Here is a 15351-nt window from a genome sequence, read left to right as displayed (position 1 = left end):
CAGGCTACCGGCCCTTCCGCGTCCCCACGGCCGTGCGGCACGGTAGGGCCGTGCCCGCAGCCACGACCGCGCCCGACCACGCCGTACCCGCCCGCGCCACGGGGCACGTCCCCGCCGCCGCGCTCGCGCACCTGCTCGCGCCGCCGGGACCGGAGGTCGGCCTCCTCGTCGTCCCGGAGGAGGTCGGCGGGCCGGCGGCCTTCCAGGAGCTCGTCCGCGCGGGTGCCCTGCGTCGGCTGTGGGGCGACGTCGCCGCTCCGGCGAGCGTCCCCGTCACCCCCACGCTGCGCGCGCTCGCCGTCCGCGACCAGGTGCCGCGCGGCACGGTGCTCGCGGGCGCGGCCGCCGCGTGGGTGCTGTGCGGCTCCGCGCCGCCCCGCGTGCTCGACGTCGTCCACCCGCCCGGGCGTCACCGCCCACCGCCGCGGCAGGGCCGGGCCGCGCGGCAGGCGCACGTGCTGCGCGACGAGACGAGCCTCGTCGCGGGCGTGCTCGTCACGTCGGTGCTGCGGACCGCGCTCGACGTCGCCACCCGGTGCGAGCCGGTGCAGACGGCGCTGAGCACCCTGCGCCGGCTGGAGGCGGTGTGCGGGCTCGATGCCCGTGCGGCGGCGCGGTCGCTCGAGCTGCGCCACCGGTGGGCCGGCCGGGCGCAGGCGCGGCGCACCCTCGCGCTCCTGCTCGCCGGGACCGACGACCCGGTCTAGGTTGGTCGGCATGGCCGCAGCCACGACTCCTCCCGTGGAGCTCGACGTCCGAGGACGGACCGTGCGCGTCACGAGCCCGGACCGCGTCGTCTTCCCCGCGCGCGGGCTCACCAAGCTCGACGTCGTGCAGTACTTCCTCGACGTGGGCGACGGCATCCTCGGCGCCCTGGTCGACCGCCCGACGACGCTCGAGCGCTGGCCCAAGGGCGTGTTCGAGGGCGCGCGCATGAGCACGCGCACGGACAACACCGGCGACGCGTTCTACCAGAAGCGCATCCCGAAGGGCGCACCGGAGTGGGTGCAGACCGCGCGCATCGCGTTCCCGAGCGGGCGCACGGCCGACGAGGTGTGCCCCACGGAGCTCGCCGTCGTCGCCTGGGCGGCCAACCTCGGCACGCTGACGTTCCACCCGTGGCCCGTGCGCGGCGGGGACGTCGAGGCGGTGGACCAGCTCCGCATCGACCTCGACCCGCAGCCGGGCACCGACTTCGACGACGCCGTGCGCGTCGCACCGCACCTGCGCGAGATCCTCGACGAGCTCGGCCTCCCCGGCTACCCCAAGACGTCGGGCGGCCGCGGGATCCACGTGTTCGTCCCGGTCGCGCCCGAGTGGGACTTCGTGGCCGCGCGCCGCGCGACGATCGCGATCGGTCGTGAGCTCGAGCGCCGCCTGCCGGACCAGGTCACCACGAAGTGGTGGAAGGAGGAGCGCGGCGCCAAGATCTTCGTCGACTACAACCAGATGGCGCGCGACCGCACGATCGCCTCGGCCTACTCGATCCGTTCCAACCAGCGCGCGACGGTGTCCGCTCCGCTGCGCTGGGAGGAGCTCGGCGACGTCCACCCGGACGACTTCGACGTGCTGTCGATGCCCGCGCGCCTCGCCGCGGTGGGCGACCTCTTCGCACCCCTGCGCGCCGACCGGGAGGACCCGGGCGCGTCGCTCGAGCCCGCCCTGGAGCTGTCCCGGCGCGACGAGGCCGAGCACGGGCTCGGGGACCTCCCCTACCCGCCCGAGTACCCGAAGATGCCCGGCGAGCCCAAGCGCGTCCAGCCGAGCAAGGACCGGGACCGCGCCCGGGACTGACGTGGCGCGCCCCCGGGGCGCTCGCCGCGTCAGCCGACGCCCGGCGCCCCGGGCAGGATGCCCGTGAGGTCGTAGCGCACCGGCTCCTCGAGCTGCTCGTAGGTGCACGACCCCGGGTCCCGGTCGTCGCGCCAGCGCCGGAACTGCGCGGTGTGCCGGAACCGGGAGCCCTCCATGTGGTCGTAGGCGACCTCGAGCACGCGCTCAGGGCGCAGCGGCGTGAACGACAGGTCCTTGCCCGAGCTCCAGCGCGACACCGCACCCGGCATCCGCTCCCCGGCGGGGTTCTCCCACCCGGACCACGGGTGCGCGTCCGCGTCCGGCGTGCCCGGCTCGACGACGAGCGGCGCGAGCTCCTCGACCAGCGCGGCGCGCCGCGCCGTCGGGAACGACGCGGCGACGCCGACGAACTGGAGCTGGCCCGCGTCGTCGTACAGGCCCAGCAGGAGCGAGCCGAGCAGCGGCTTCGCGGGGGTCGACGTCTTGTGCAGGCGGTACCCCGCGAGCACGACGTCCGCCTCGCGACCGTGCTTGATCTTGAGCATCGCGCGCTTGTTCGGCTGGTACGTGCCGTCGAGCGGCTTGGCGACGACGCCGTCCAGGCCCGCCCCCTCGAACGTGTCGAACCACTCCCGCGCCACGGCGACGTCGCGCGTGCGGGGCGTGGCGTGCACGGCCGGGCCGTCGAGGCCCAGGGAGTCGAGCACCTCCTGCCGCCGCGCGAGCGGCGCGCGCGTGAGGTCCTCGTCCCCCAGCGCGAGCACGTCGAACACGACGAGGGCCGCGGGGGTCTGCTCCGCGAGCAGGCGCACGCGCGACGCCGCCGGGTGGATGCGCTGCTGGAGCACCTCGAACTCGAGGCGACCGTCGCGCGCGACGACGATCTCGCCGTCGACCACGCACCGGGGCGGCAGAGCCGTCCGCACCGCTTCGACGACCTCGGGGAAGTAGCGGTCCATGGGCCGCGCGTTCCTGCTGTCGAGCCGCACCTCGTCGCCGTCGCGGTACACGATCGCGCGGAAGCCGTCCCACTTCGGCTCGTACACGTACCCGCCGTCGACGGCGTCCGGCTCGGGCACGGCGGGCACGGACTTCGCGAGCATGGGCAGCACGGGAGGCATAACGGGCAGGTCCATGTGCCGATGCTGCCACCGGGCCTGCCGCCCTGCGCGGCGTGGTGGCCTCGGTCAGCGTGCCGCCCGCGGGCTCAGGCGGGGAGCTGCGCCGTCTCTGCGGCCTTCGTCCCCGTGATGCGGTAGACGTCGAACACGCCGTCGACCTTGCGGACCGCGCTGAGGACCTGCGCGAGGTGCGCGGGCTCCGCCATCTCGAAGACGAAGCGCGACATCGCCACGCGGTCGTTCGAGGTCGAGACGGTCGCCGAGAGGATGTTCACGTGGTTGTCCGACAGGACGCGCGTCACGTCGGAGAGCAGGCGCGCGCGGTCGAGCGCCTCGACCTGGATCTGCACGAGGAACATGGCGTTGCTGCCCGTGGTCCACGAGACGTCGACGATCCGCTCGGGCTGGTTTCGCAGCCCGACGACGTTCGCGCAGTCCGCGCGGTGCACGCTCACGCCCTGCCCGCGCGTGACGAACCCGATGATCTCGTCGCCCGGGACCGGGGTGCAGCACTTCGCGAGCTTGACCCAGATGTCGTCGACGCCCTTGACCATGACGCCCGGGTCGCCCGTGCGCACGCGGCGCGCGGTGTTCCCGGGGCGCGCGGTCTCGGCGACGTCCTCGACCGTGCCCTCCTCGCCGCCCATCGCCTGGACGAGCTTGGAGACGACGTTCGCCGCCGACACCTGGCCCTCGCCGATCGCCGCGTACAGCGCGGTGACGTCCGCGAAGCGGAGCTCGTTGGCGAGCGCGACCAGCGACTCGTGCGACAGCAGGCGCTGGATCGGCAGGTTCTGCTTGCGCATCGCCTTGGCGATCGCGTCCTTGCCGTGCTCGACGGCCTCCTCGCGGCGCTCCTTGGAGAACCACTGCCGGATCTTGTTGCGCGCCCGCGGGCTCTTGACGAACGCGAGCCAGTCACGGCTCGGACCCGCGTTCTCGGACTTCGAGGTGAGGACGTCGACCGAGTCGCCGTTCTCGAGCGTCGAGTCGAGCGGGACGAGCCGCCCGTTGACGCGCGCGCCCATCGTCCGGTGCCCGACCTCGGTGTGCACCGCGTAGGCGAAGTCGACCGGCGTCGAGCCCGCCGGCAGCGCCATGACGTCGCCCTTGGGGGTGAAGACGTAGACCTCCGCGCCGCCGATCTCGAAGCGCAGCGAGTCGAGGAACTCGGCCGGGTCGGCCGTCTCGCGCTGCCAGTCCACGAGCTGGCGCAGCCACCGCATGTCGTTGGCCGCGGCGTCGTCCTTCGCCGTCTTGCCGCCCGACTTCGCGGTCTCCTTGTACTTCCAGTGCGCCGCGACGCCGTACTCCGCGCGCCGGTGCATCTCGTGCGTGCGGATCTGGATCTCGACCGGCTTCCCGCCCGGCCCGATGACCGTCGTGTGCAGCGACTGGTACATGTTGAACTTCGGCATCGCGATGTAGTCCTTGAACCGCCCCGGCACGGGGTTCCACCGCGCGTGCAGCGCACCGAGCGCCGCGTAGCAGTCCCGGACGCTGTCCACCAGGACGCGCGCGCCGACGAGGTCATAGATCTCCGCGAAGTCGTGGCCGCGCACGATCATCTTCTGGTAGATCGAGTAGTAGTGCTTCGGCCGGCCGGTGACGGTGGCCTTGATCTTCGCGCTGCGCAGGTCGGCCGTGACCTGCTCGCGCACGACGGCCAGGTACTCCTCGCGCGCCGGCGCGCGCTCGGCGACGAGGTGGACGATCTCGTCGTACACCTTGGGGTACAGGGCCTGGAACGACAGGTCCTCGAGCTCCCACTTGATCGTGTTCATGCCGAGGCGGTGGGCGAGCGGCGCGTAGATCTCGAGGGTCTCGCGCGCCTTGCGACCCGCCGACGACGACGACACGTACTTCCAGGTGCGCGCGTTGTGCAGGCGGTCGGCGAGCTTGATGACGAGCACGCGGATGTCCCGTGCCATGGCGACGACCATCTTGCGCACCGTCTCGGCCTGCGCCGCGTCGCCGTAGGTGACCTTGTCGAGCTTGGTCACGCCGTCGACGAGCATGGCGATCTCCTCGCCGTACTCCTCGGTGAGCTGCGCGAGCGAGTAGTCGGTGTCCTCGACCGTGTCGTGCAGCAGCGCGGCGGCGAGCGTCGACCCGTCGAACCCGAGCTCGGCGAGGATCGTCGCGACCGCGACGGGGTGCGTGATGTACGGGTCGCCGCTCTTGCGCAGCTGGCCGCGGTGGGCGCGCTCGGCGGTCTCGTACGCGCGCTCGATGACGCTCAGGTCCGTGCGCGGGTGGTTGGTGCGGACGGCCTGGAGCACCGGCTCGAGCGCCGGGCTGCCCGCGTTGGGGCGCGCGCCGAAGCGGACCAGGCGCGAGCGCACACCGCGCCCGCCCGAGCCGCCGGTGCCGGAGGTCGGGGCGCCCGCGCGCTCAGGAGCGCGCGACGTCCGGGTGTTCTCGCTCATGCGCGCCTCCTTCCGCAGGGCGGCCGCCACCGGCACGATGCCGGCGACCAGCCGAGACGACCGGAGTGGCAATCCTACGACTCGACGTGGACCAGCGTGGCCACCTCGCGGCCCGCGAGCCGCTCACGGCCGCCCAGACCCTCGAGCTCGAGGAGGAACGCCAGGCCCACCACGACGCCTCCCCCGCGCTCGACGAGCTCGGCGCCCGCGGCCGCCGTGCCCCCGGTCGCGAGCACGTCGTCCACCACGAGAACACGCGCACCCGGGGGCAGTGTTCCCGACCGGAGCTCGATGGTCGCGGTGCCGTACTCGAGGTCGTACGTGACGGTGTCCGTGGGCGGCGGGAGCTTGCCCGCCTTGCGCAGCGGCACGAACCCGACGCCGAGGTGCGTCGCGAGCGGCGCCCCGATGAGGAAGCCCCGCGCCTCCATGCCCGCGACGAGGTCGACCCCGCCCGCGGCGCGCGCGACGTCGCCGAGCGCCTCGACCACGTGGCCGAAGGCGTCGCCGTCCGCCAGCAGGCCGGTGATGTCCCGGAAGACGATCCCTGGTCCCGGGTAGTCCGGGACGGCACGGACGAGCTCGAGCACGCGCGAGGCGCGCTCCGGGCCGAGCCCGGCGAGGTGGACGGCGCGCAGGCCGCCCGCCTCGCCGGCCGGCACGTGACCGGGTGCCGTCATCGGGGACGACGGCGGCGCGGCTGCGCCTTGTTGCCCTGGTGCGCGCCCGGCTGGAGCTGGCGGTGCCCCGCCCCGACGCCGGCCGCCGCGAGCGCGGCGTCCTCCTCGTCGCCCGCGACCTCGGCCCGCTCCGCGCGCAGCGCGAGGACCTTGGCCGTGTGCTCCTGGATCGGCTTCTCGCGCTCGCGCAGCGCGACCTCGAGCGGCGTCGCGAGGTACACCGACGAGTACGCGCCGACGGCCATGCCGACGAAGAGCGCGAGCGCGATGTCGCGCAGCGTGCCCGCGCCCAGCAGGAACGCCCCGATGAAGAGGATGCCCGCGACGGGGAGCAGCGCGACGACGGACGTGTTGATCGAGCGCACGAGCGTCTGGTTGATCGCGAGGTTGGCCCGCTCGGCGTAGGTGCTGCGCGTCTGGTCGAGGACGCCCGCGGTGTTCTCGCGGACCTTGTCGAAGACCACGACCGTGTCGTAGATCGAGTACGCGAGGATCGTCAGGAGGCCGATCACCGTCGCCGGCGTGATCTCCCAGCCGATCGCCGCGTAGATGCCCACCGTGACGATGAGGTCGTGGAACAGCGCGATGACCGCGGCGAGCGCCATGCGCCAGTTCCGGAAGTAGATCGTCATGACCAGGCTCACGAGGAGCAGGAAGACGACGAGGCCGACGATCGCCTTCTGGGAGACGTCCTTGCCCCAGGTGGGGCCGATGTACGAGCTCGTCACCTCCCCCTCGGACACGTCGTACGCGCTCGCGAGCTCGACGGCGACCTGCTCGACCTGCGCGTTGCTGAGCTCCGCCGTCTGCACCCGCACGGTGCTGGAGCCCACCGAGGTGACGCGCGGCACCTCCTCGGGGGCGACCGCCGCGACGGCGTCGAGCGCCGGCTGCTGCGAGGTGTCCGAGACGCCCGAGACGGTGAACTCCGACCCGCCGCGGAACTCGATGCCGAGGTTGAGCCCGTCACCGGCGATCCGGACCCCGATGATGCCGAGGGACAGGACGACCAGGACGAGCGCCACCACGAAGTAGGCGCGCCGCTTGGCGACGATGGCGTAGGACCGGCGGCCCGTGTACAGGTCGTTGCCCCACTGGGCGAAACCGCTGGCCATCAGTGCTTCTCCTCGTTCTCGTCGCCCGCCGCGTCAGCGGCCGGGGACCCCTCGTCGCCGTCCGCGGAGGCGGCGGCCCGCCGCTCGGCGGCACGGCGCTCGGCGATGGTCATGCGCGGGCCGTCGGACCGGCCGACGCCGGCACCGACCGTCTCCCGGACGGGCGCCGTGCGCTCGCGCGCCGGGGCGTCCTGCACCGGCGCGTCCTCGACGACGTCGCCGCCGTCCGCGGGTGCCGTCGAGGTCGCCCCGACGACGCGGCCGCGACCTGCGTACCGCGTGCCGCGCACCCCGAGGCGCCGCGGGTCGAGACCCGACGCCGGGTGGCCGTTCGCGAAGAACTTGGTCCGGGCGAGGAGCTGCATGAGCGGGTGCGTGAAGAGGAACACCACGATCAGGTCGACCAGGGTGGTCAGGCCCAGCGTGAACGCGAAGCCGCGCACGCCGCCGACCGCCAGGTAGTACAGGACCACCGCGGCGACGAAGTTCACCGCGTCCGAGGCGAGGATCGTGCGGCGGGCACGCTGCCAGCCCTTCTCCACGGCGGAGTTCAGCGTCCGGCCGTCGCGCAGCTCGTCGCGGATGCGTTCGAAGTACACGATGAACGAGTCCGCGGTGATACCGATCGCGACGATGAGCCCCGCGACGCCGGCGAGAGACAGGCGGTACCCGATCGTCCACGAGAGCACCGAGATCACGCCGAACGTCACGACGGCCGCGATGCCGAGCGACGCGACGGTGACCAGGCCGAGCACGCGGTACTGGAAGAGCGAGTAGATGACGACCAGCAGCAGGCCGATCGCGCCCGCGAGCAGACCCTTCTCGAGCTGCTCGGAGCCGAGCGTCGCGGAGATCTGCTCCTGGCTCTGCACCTCGAACGTCAGGGGAAGCGAGCCGAAGTTGAGCTGGTTCGCGAGCGTCGCCGCGCTGTCGCGCGTGAAGCTGCCCGAGATCTCGGCCTTGCCGTCGGGGATCGCGACCTGCGAGACGGGTGCCGAGATGACGAGGCCGTCGAGGACCATCGCGAACTGGTTCTGCGGCGACGGGAGCGTCGTGAGACGCGTCGTGACGTCACGGAAGGCCTTGGTGCCCTCGGAGTCGAACTCGATGTTGACGACCCACTCGTTGGTGACGACGCCGTTCTGCCCGACGCGCAGGCCGGAGCTCGCGTTCGAGATGTCGGTGCCCTCGATCTCGACCGGGCCGAGGATGTACTTGGCCGTGCCGTCGTCGGCGCACGAGACGAACGCGCTGTCGGTCGGGCCGCTGTCGCCGCCCACGAGGTTCTCGGGGAGCGTGCAGTCGAGCGCGTCGAACTGCGCCTGCAGCTCCGGCGTGATCTGCGCGAGGTCGCTCGGGTTCTCCGGGCGGGTCGTCTCCGGCGCCGGGTCCGTCGTGGCGTCGTCCGCCGGGGCGTCCGTCGCTGCGTCGGCCGCCGGGTCGGTGCCGTCCTCGGCCGCCGGGTCCGTCGCGCCGTCGGTGGCGGCGTCCGCGGACTCCGTCGCGTCCGGGGCGTCCTCGGCCGCGGCGTCGTCGCCCGCGGCCGGGTCGGTGGACTCGTCGGCGGGCGTCGCCGTCGGCATGCCCACGGAGAGCACGGGGCGGAAGCGCATCTGGGCCGAGGTGCTGACGAGGTCGATGGTCTCCTGGGACGGCTGCCCCGGGATGCCGACGACGATGTTGTTGCGGCCCTGGCTCGTGATCTCGGCCTCGGAGACACCCTGCGCGTCGATGCGCTGGCGGATGACGTTGATCGCCTGGTTGATGTCCTCGGCCGTCGGCTGCGAGCCGTCGGTGGTGACGGGCTCCAGGATGATCTGCGTGCCACCCTCGAGATCGAGCGCGAGGCCCGGGGTGAGGCTCGCCCCGCCCGGGTTGTCCTCGGTCTTCGGGTCGAGCTTCGTGCCCGCGAAGAGGGACCCGAAGAGGACGACGATGAGGATTCCCAGGGTGACGAGGGTCCGTACGGGCCTCGCTCGTGTGCTGCTGGTGGCCAACTGTCCGTCTCTTCTCGTGCGTGTGCGGTGGGCCTCGCGGCCCACCGCGTCAGGCCGGTCGCGGCAGCGACCGGCATAGGGTCACTTGATGTCGGTGCCGTCGTCCCGGCGTCCGCGGTCCTTCTCCGACCGGTCGTCGGTCAGACCGGAGAGGTCGTCGGGCACGACGAGGTCGTCGACGTCGCCCTTCGTGGTGGTCCCGGCGTCGGCACCGGCGGTGCCGTACTCGGCCGCGTCCTCGGCCGCGTCGTCCGCCGTCGTCTCCTCGGTCTCCTCGACCGGGGGCTCGACGAGCTTGGCGATCGCGGCGCGCAGCCACCGGGACTGGTTGCCCGGCGTCGACTCGATGGTGATGACGTCGGCCTCGTCGTCGACGTCGACGACCGTGCCGAACATGCCCGAGCCCGTCATCACCTCCTGCCCGGGGGCGAGGGTCGCCCGGAAGTTCTGGGCCTCGCGCTGCTGCTTGCGGGTGCGGCTGGTCATGAGGAACATCGCACCCGCCGCGAGGGCGAGGATGAGGATGAAGCTGATATCCATGACGGAGTCTCGTGTCCTGTTCTGTGCGGGATCTGCGCGCAGTCTAGGCGTGCGCGCACGGTTCACCAACGAGCCGTCTCGCCGCGGAGTTCCGCCCGCCCGGGTCCGACCATTCTAGGACCACCCGCGGAGCGCCTGTGACCGCCGTCACGGGACGCCCTCCCAGGCCCATGACCGCCGGCGTCGCCTCAGGCGTCGAAGAGCGTGCCGCCCTCGCGCGGCGGGGTGAGCCCGAGGTGCGCCCAGGCGGCCGGGGTCGCGACGCGGCCCCGCGGCGTCCGCCCGATCAGCCCCTCGCGCACGAGGTACGGCTCGGCGACGGTCTCGACCGTCTCCGCCTCCTCGCCCACCGTCACCGCGAGCGTCGTCAGGCCGACGGGACCGCCGTTGAAGCGCGTGCACAGCGCGGTGAGCACCGCGCGGTCGAGCCGGTCGAGGCCGATCGGGTCCACCTCGTAGACCTCGAGGGCCGCGCGCGCGGCCGCGAGGTCCATGGTCCCGTCGCCGCGCACCTGCGCCCAGTCGCGCACGCGCCGCAGCAGGCGGTTCGCGATGCGGGGCGTCCCCCGCGAGCGCCCCGCGATCTCGCGGGCGGCCTGGGGGTCGAGCGCGACGCCCAGCAGGCCGGCCGAGCGCGTCAGCACGCGCTCGAGCTCGTCGCCCGAGTAGAAGTCCAGGTGCCCGGTGAAGCCGAACCGGTCGCGCAGCGGCGCGGGCAGGAGCCCGGCGCGCGTCGTCGCGCCGACCGCCGTGAACGGCGGCAGCGAGAGCGGGATGGCGCTCGCCCCGGCCCCCTTGCCCACGACGACGTCGACGCGGAAGTCCTCCATCGCCATGTAGAGGAGCTCCTCGGCCGGTCGCGCGAGCCGGTGGATCTCGTCGATGAACAGGACCTCGCCCTCCTCGAGCGAGGACAGCACCGCCGCGAGGTCGCCGGCGTGCTGGATCGCGGGCCCCGACGTCACGCGCAGCGACGTGCCGAGCTCCGCGGCGATGATCATGGCGAGCGTCGTCTTGCCGAGCCCGGGTGGCCCCGACAGGAGGACGTGGTCGGGTGCGCTCCCCCGCGCGAGCGCGGCCTGGAGCACGAGCGACAGCTGGTCGCGCACGACGGCCTGGCCGACGAACTCCTCCAGCCGTCGTGGCCGGAGCGCGGCCTCGGCCGCGCGCTCGAGGTCGTCCGCGCCCGCCGCGACGATGCGCTCGGACGAGAACGTGCCGTCCCCGCCGAGGTCGTCGAGTCCCACCTGGTCGAAGGTCGCCATCGTCAGCTCCTCGGCCCGCCGAGCACCCGCAGCGCGGCACGCAGCGCGCCCGCCACGTCGGGTGCCTCGACGACGTCGACGCCCGCCTCGGCGAGCACGGTGGACACCGCGTCGTCCGCGGCCTTGAGGTTCCAGCCGAGCCCGACGAGCGCCTCGACCACCTGGTCGCGTCGGTCCTCCGGACGCGGCGCCGACGCCGAGGCGGTCGATCCCGCCTCGGGAGCGTCGGCACCCGTGGGCGGGCCGAGCTTGTCGCCGAGCTCGAGCGCGATCCGCTGCGCGCCCTTGTTGCCGATGCCCGGGACGCGCACGAGCGCGGCGATGTCGGCGCCCGCGACCGCACGGCGCAGGCCGTCGGGCGTGTGCACGGCGAGCATCGCGAGCGCGAGGCGCGGTCCGACGCCGCTCACGGTCTGGACGATCTCGAAGACGGCGCGCTCGTCGTCGTCGGCGAAGCCGTAGAGCGTGAACGAGTCCTCGCGCACGACGAGGCTCGTCGCGAGGCGCGCCGTCTCGCCTACGCGCAGGCCGGCGAGCGTGGCGGGCGTGGCGTGGACGAGGTAGCCCACTCCTCCGACCTCGAGCACGGCGCGGTCGAGCTGGACGCTCGCCACGACACCGCTCAGGGACGCGATCACGCAGGCTCCTCTCCCGGCCGGCAGCACCGACCTGGTCCGATGGTCCGCCGGCCCGAGGACCGCCGTCGGGCCGCGCGCCGAGGGGCGCGTCGAACACCCGTACGACCGCGGTCACTCTAGCAAGGGCCGCCCACCCGCCGACCGACCGACACGGAACGCCGGCACCGCCCACCGGCACGACCGGCGGAACCGGCGCCGCTAGCGCGGCGCGCGCCGTCCCTTCGCCGCGTGCTCGGCCGCCGCCCAGGCGCGCTGCGCGGCCGTGAGCTCGTGCCGCTCGCCGCCCTGCAGGGCGCCCGCGGGGCGCCAGAGGTGGCAGATCGCGAGCGCGAGCGCGTCGGCCGCGTCCGCGGGCTTCGGCGGCTCCGCGAGGCCGAGGATCCCCGCGACCATGCGCTGGACCTGCTCCTTGCCGGCGCGTCCGCTCCCCGTGACCGCGGCCTTGACCTCCGACGGCGTGTGCAGCGCGACGGGGACGCCCCGCTTCGCGGCCCCGACCATCGCGATGCCCGCGGCCTGCGCGGTGCCCATGACCGTCCCGACGTTGTGCTGCGCGAACACGCGCTCGACCGCCACGACGTCGGGCACGTGCTCGTCGAACCACGCGTCCAGCCGCTCCGCGATCCGCAGCAGCCGCAGGTCCACGCTCAGCTCCGGGTCCGTCCGGATCACCCCGACCGCGACGAGCTCGGCCCGCCGCCCCCGCGCGGAGTCCACCACCCCGACACCGCACCGGGTCAGCCCAGGATCCACTCCGAGAACGCGCACCCCTCGACCCTTTCACGTGAACGGCACGGACCGGCCGTGCCACGCGGTCCGGCGACGGACCAGCCAGCGGTGGGGCCGGGAGGTCGGTGCGCGGTCGTGGCGGGCCTGGCGGGAGCGGCGCGAGGCACGAGCGCCGCGGATGGTAGACCGCGCACCGACCTCCCGGCCGCGCCGCGACCCGACCATCAGGACGCGAGCTCCGCCGGATCAGTCGTCGTTATCGAGCTCCGCCATGACCTCGTCCGACGCGTCGAAGTTGGCGTAGACGTTCTGCACGTCGTCGCTGTCCTCGAGCGCGTCGATGAGGCGCAGGATCTTGCGCGCGCCCTCGGCGTCGACCTCGACCTCCATCGACGGGTGCCAGATCGAGTCGGCGGAGTCGTACTCGATCCCCGCCTCCTGGATCGCGCTGCGCACGGCGACGAGGTCGCTCGCCTCGGACAGCACCTCGATGACGTCGCCGGAGTCGGTGACCTCCTCGGCCCCCGCCTCGAGCGCGGCGAGCATGACGTCGTCCTCGGTCACGCCCTCCGCCTTCGGCACGACGACGAGGCCCTTGCGCGCGAAGAGGTAGGACACGGAGCCCGGGTCGGCGAGGTTGCCGCCGTTGCGGCTGAACGCGAGGCGGACCTCGGAGGCCGCACGGTTCTTGTTGTCGGTGAGGCACTCGACCAGGACGGCGATGCCGTTGGGGCCGTAGCCCTCGTACATGATCGTCTGGTAGTCGACGGCGTCGGCGCCGGTGCCCGAGCCGCGCTTGACGGCGCGGTCGATGTTGTCGTTGGGGACCGACGACTTCTTCGCCTTCTGGATGGCGTCGAACAGCGTCGGGTTGCCCGCGGGGTCACCGCCGCCCGTGCGCGCCGCGACCTCGATGTTCTTGATGAGCTTCGCGAAGAGCTTGCCGCGCTTGGCGTCGATGGCCGCCTTCTTGTGCTTGGTCGTGGCCCACTTGGAGTGCCCTGACATGCGTTCCTACCCCTTCGCGATTCTGACGAACAGCTCGTGCACGCGCGCGTCCCCGGAGATCTCCGGGTGGAACGAGGTGGCGAGCAGCGATCCCTGCTGGACTGCGACGATCCTACCGGCGGCGGCCGCGGGGATGCCGGGTGCGCCGTGCTCGGGGATCCGGGCGAGCACCTCGACCCCGGGCCCGGTCTCCTCGACCCAGGGCGCCCGGATGAACACGGCGTGCACCGCGTCCCCGTCCTGGCCCGGTCTCGGTGCGCCGTCGCGCCCGTCGTCCGCCGGCGCCAGACCCGCGAACGCGAGGTCGGTCTCGAACGAGTCGACCTGGCGGCCGAACGCGTTGCGGCGGACCGTCACGTCGAGCCCGCCGATGGTGCGCTGGTCGGCGGTGCCGCCCAGGATGCGGTCGGCGAGCAGGATCATGCCGGCGCACGAGCCGTAGACCGGCAGGCCCTCGGCGATGCGCGCGCGCAGCGGCTCGTCGAGCTCGAAGATGCGCAGGAGCTTGTCGATGGTCGTCGACTCGCCGCCCGGGAGCACGAGCCCGTCGACCCCGGCGAGCTCCTCGGGGCGGCGGACGCCGACCGTGCGGGCGCCCGCGGCCTCGAGCGCGGCGCGGTGCTCGCGCACGTCGCCCTGGAGGGCCAGGACACCGATCGTGATCGTCACGAAGGGGAATGATACGTCGGCGGCCCCGCCGCCCGTCCCGCGGCGGGCCTCCGGCCGCGCCCACGGTTGCTAGCCTCGCCGTCGTGACCTACCCGCCCGCCCCTGGCCAGCCCTATCCCGCGCCCGGTCCGGCGCCGTACCCCGGGGCGGCGCCGCGGCCCCCGCGCAGCACGCGCGGCGCCACGACGATGATCGTGGTCGGCGCCGTCGTGCTCGTGCTCGCGCTCGTGGCGGGGGTCCTCGGCGTCACGACGTTCGTCCGGGCGCTGCCGACCGGCGTGATCGACGGCGCGGGCCGGCCCGGGTCGGCGGCGCTCGCGTCGGGCGACGTGCCGGGCGAGGCGGAGCTCGAGGTCACGGGCGGCCAGCCGTACAGCATCTGGGCGGTGGGCCGCGCGGGGTCCTCGGACGGCGCGGGCCTCGACGTCGAGGACGTGACCGTGACCTGCGCCGACGGCGACCTCACGGTGAGCGCCCCGTCGGTGTCCGGCAGCTCCGGCCTGGGCTCCTCCCAGGCGACGACGGTGGCCGAGGCGACGCCGCCGGCGTCCGGGACGTGCACGGTGACCGTCGCGCAGGGCGCAGCGCCCGCGGGCACGACGTTCGTCGTCACCGAGGGCTGGCGCTTCGGCACGTTCTTCGCGACGCTCGGCGGCACGATCGTGCTGTGGTTCGTCGCGATCGGCGGCGGGCTGCTGGGCGCGGGAATGCTCGTCGGCGGGATCGTGTGGCGGGTGATCGCCCGCCGGGCGTAGCCGGTCAGTCCGCGCGCGCCGTGCCGAGGTGCCGCGTCACGCCGTCCCACCCGCGCAGCAGCGGTGCGACGAGGTCGGGCAGCCCCTCGGGGAAGACCTCGATCTGGACGCCGCGCAGGTCGTCGAGCGCCCACCAGCGCATCTCGTCGACGACGTCGAGCTCGACGTCGGTCCACCCGTCGCGGCTCAGCCCGCCGTCGCGGTCGGCCCCGGTGACCCGCGCGAGGAACAGCACCTCGTCCTGGCGGCAGTGCTGCCGGTAGAAGTCGAAGATCGCGCTGCGCGTGTACACCGGGCCGACGAGCGCGCCCGGGTCCAGACGCAGGCCCGTCTCCTCGCGGACCTCGCGCAGCGCGGCGTCGACGTCGCTCTCGCCCGGGTCGACTCCCCCGCCGATCGTGAACCACCACGAGCGCTCGGGCTGGTCGACGTCGTGCCCGCGTGCGAGGAGGATCCGGTCGGCGTCGTCGAGGAGCAGCACGCGCGCGCCGCGGCGGAAGTACAGGCCGTCGTCCCCGAGCACCCAGTCGGGGCCCAGGGACGACGGCGCTCCGGCGGCCTCGGCCACGACGGCTCAGCCGTCCGTCGTCGGCACGACGACGGACGGCTGC

General features: G+C 73.8%; 15 protein-coding genes. 3 read left to right on the top strand and 12 right to left on the bottom strand.

Annotation, left to right across the window (positions count from 1 at the left end; genetic code table 11):
* Positions 1-50: 50 nt before the first annotated feature.
* Both ACPCUX_RS11435 and ligD read left to right on the top strand, forming a co-directional pair.
* Positions 51-707, top strand: coding sequence for a hypothetical protein (locus ACPCUX_RS11435; protein ID WP_211933602.1), 657 nt, complete (start codon positions 51-53; stop codon positions 705-707).
* A 10-nt stretch (positions 708-717) separates the two neighbouring features.
* Entirely contained in the window at positions 718-1794 is a 1077-nt protein-coding gene (gene ligD / locus ACPCUX_RS11430; RefSeq protein ID WP_085388000.1) for a non-homologous end-joining DNA ligase, read from the top strand.
* A gap of 29 nt (positions 1795-1823) precedes the next feature.
* Here the strand turns inward: ligD and ACPCUX_RS11425 are convergent, their stop codons facing one another.
* The 11 genes from ACPCUX_RS11425 to pdxT all read right to left on the bottom strand — a co-directional run bounded on the left by ACPCUX_RS11425 (position 1824) and on the right by pdxT (position 13985).
* Positions 1824-2930, bottom strand: coding sequence for an ATP-dependent DNA ligase (locus tag ACPCUX_RS11425; protein WP_211933603.1), 1107 nt, complete (start codon positions 2928-2930; stop codon positions 1824-1826).
* A gap of 71 nt (positions 2931-3001) precedes the next feature.
* Positions 3002-5344 carry a RelA/SpoT family protein gene (locus ACPCUX_RS11420; RefSeq protein ID WP_043651895.1) on the bottom strand — a complete coding sequence of 781 codons (2343 nt, stop codon included), beginning with the start codon at positions 5342-5344 and terminating at the stop codon, positions 3002-3004.
* A 74-nt stretch (positions 5345-5418) separates the two neighbouring features.
* Positions 5419-6024: an adenine phosphoribosyltransferase gene (locus ACPCUX_RS11415; RefSeq protein ID WP_081895974.1), complete on the bottom strand. Its 606-nt coding sequence runs from the start codon at positions 6022-6024 to the stop codon at positions 5419-5421.
* Entirely contained in the window at positions 6021-7139 is a 1119-nt protein-coding gene (secF, locus tag ACPCUX_RS11410; protein ID WP_043651870.1) for a protein translocase subunit SecF, read from the bottom strand. The genes ACPCUX_RS11415 and secF overlap by 4 nt, the downstream gene beginning before the upstream one ends.
* Positions 7139-9136, bottom strand: a complete 1998-nt coding sequence (gene secD, locus ACPCUX_RS11405) for a protein translocase subunit SecD (protein WP_232322573.1) — start codon at positions 9134-9136, stop codon at positions 7139-7141. The genes secF and secD overlap by 1 nt, the downstream gene beginning before the upstream one ends.
* Positions 9137-9217: 81 nt before the next feature.
* Positions 9218-9676: a preprotein translocase subunit YajC gene (yajC, locus tag ACPCUX_RS11400; RefSeq protein ID WP_144723143.1), complete on the bottom strand. Its 459-nt coding sequence runs from the start codon at positions 9674-9676 to the stop codon at positions 9218-9220.
* Between the two features lie 188 nt (positions 9677-9864).
* A complete protein-coding gene (ruvB, locus tag ACPCUX_RS11395) occupies positions 9865-10941 on the bottom strand; it encodes a Holliday junction branch migration DNA helicase RuvB (protein WP_061267253.1) in 1077 nt (358 codons plus the stop codon).
* 2 nt (positions 10942-10943) lie between these two features.
* On the bottom strand, positions 10944-11579 hold the full coding sequence (gene ruvA / locus ACPCUX_RS11390; RefSeq protein WP_423388778.1) for a Holliday junction branch migration protein RuvA: 636 nt from the start codon (positions 11577-11579) through the stop codon (positions 10944-10946).
* Between the two features lie 198 nt (positions 11580-11777).
* Positions 11778-12347, bottom strand: coding sequence for a crossover junction endodeoxyribonuclease RuvC (gene ruvC / locus ACPCUX_RS11385; protein WP_034654762.1), 570 nt, complete (start codon positions 12345-12347; stop codon positions 11778-11780).
* A gap of 207 nt (positions 12348-12554) precedes the next feature.
* Positions 12555-13316, bottom strand: a complete 762-nt coding sequence (locus ACPCUX_RS11380; RefSeq protein ID WP_171467843.1) for a YebC/PmpR family DNA-binding transcriptional regulator — start codon at positions 13314-13316, stop codon at positions 12555-12557.
* A gap of 6 nt (positions 13317-13322) precedes the next feature.
* Positions 13323-13985, bottom strand: a complete 663-nt coding sequence (gene pdxT, locus ACPCUX_RS11375) for a pyridoxal 5'-phosphate synthase glutaminase subunit PdxT (RefSeq protein ID WP_171467842.1) — start codon at positions 13983-13985, stop codon at positions 13323-13325.
* A gap of 83 nt (positions 13986-14068) precedes the next feature.
* Here pdxT and ACPCUX_RS11370 point away from each other — a divergent pair, with 83 nt between their 5' ends.
* Entirely contained in the window at positions 14069-14740 is a 672-nt protein-coding gene (locus tag ACPCUX_RS11370) for a hypothetical protein (RefSeq protein WP_423388777.1), read from the top strand.
* Between the two features lie 4 nt (positions 14741-14744).
* Here the strand turns inward: ACPCUX_RS11370 and ACPCUX_RS11365 are convergent, their stop codons facing one another.
* Positions 14745-15308 carry an NUDIX hydrolase gene (locus ACPCUX_RS11365; protein WP_144682658.1) on the bottom strand — a complete coding sequence of 188 codons (564 nt, stop codon included), beginning with the start codon at positions 15306-15308 and terminating at the stop codon, positions 14745-14747.
* Positions 15309-15351 lie beyond the last annotated feature (43 nt).

It is taken from the genome of Cellulosimicrobium sp. AB352, assembly GCF_049538415.1.
Lineage (GTDB): Bacteria > Actinomycetota > Actinomycetes > Actinomycetales > Cellulomonadaceae > Cellulosimicrobium > Cellulosimicrobium funkei.
This window is presented reverse-complemented; position numbering and strand designations above follow the sequence as displayed.

Excerpts from the sequence above, each read along its gene's own strand:
- ligD (WP_085388000.1), top strand. The coding sequence starts at position 718 with ATGGCCGCAGCCACGACTCCTCCCGTGGAGCTCGACGTCCGAGGACGG.
- ACPCUX_RS11425 (WP_211933603.1), bottom strand. The coding sequence starts at position 2,930 with ATGGACCTGCCCGTTATGCCTCCCGTGCTGCCCATGCTCGCGAAGTCC.
- ACPCUX_RS11420 (WP_043651895.1), bottom strand. The coding sequence starts at position 5,344 with ATGAGCGAGAACACCCGGACGTCGCGCGCTCCTGAGCGCGCGGGCGCC.
- ACPCUX_RS11415 (WP_081895974.1), bottom strand. The coding sequence starts at position 6,024 with ATGACGGCACCCGGTCACGTGCCGGCCGGCGAGGCGGGCGGCCTGCGC.
- secF (WP_043651870.1), bottom strand. The coding sequence starts at position 7,139 with ATGGCCAGCGGTTTCGCCCAGTGGGGCAACGACCTGTACACGGGCCGC.
- yajC (WP_144723143.1), bottom strand. The coding sequence starts at position 9,676 with ATGGATATCAGCTTCATCCTCATCCTCGCCCTCGCGGCGGGTGCGATG.
- ruvB (WP_061267253.1), bottom strand. The coding sequence starts at position 10,941 with ATGGCGACCTTCGACCAGGTGGGACTCGACGACCTCGGCGGGGACGGC.
- ACPCUX_RS11380 (WP_171467843.1), bottom strand. The coding sequence starts at position 13,316 with ATGTCAGGGCACTCCAAGTGGGCCACGACCAAGCACAAGAAGGCGGCC.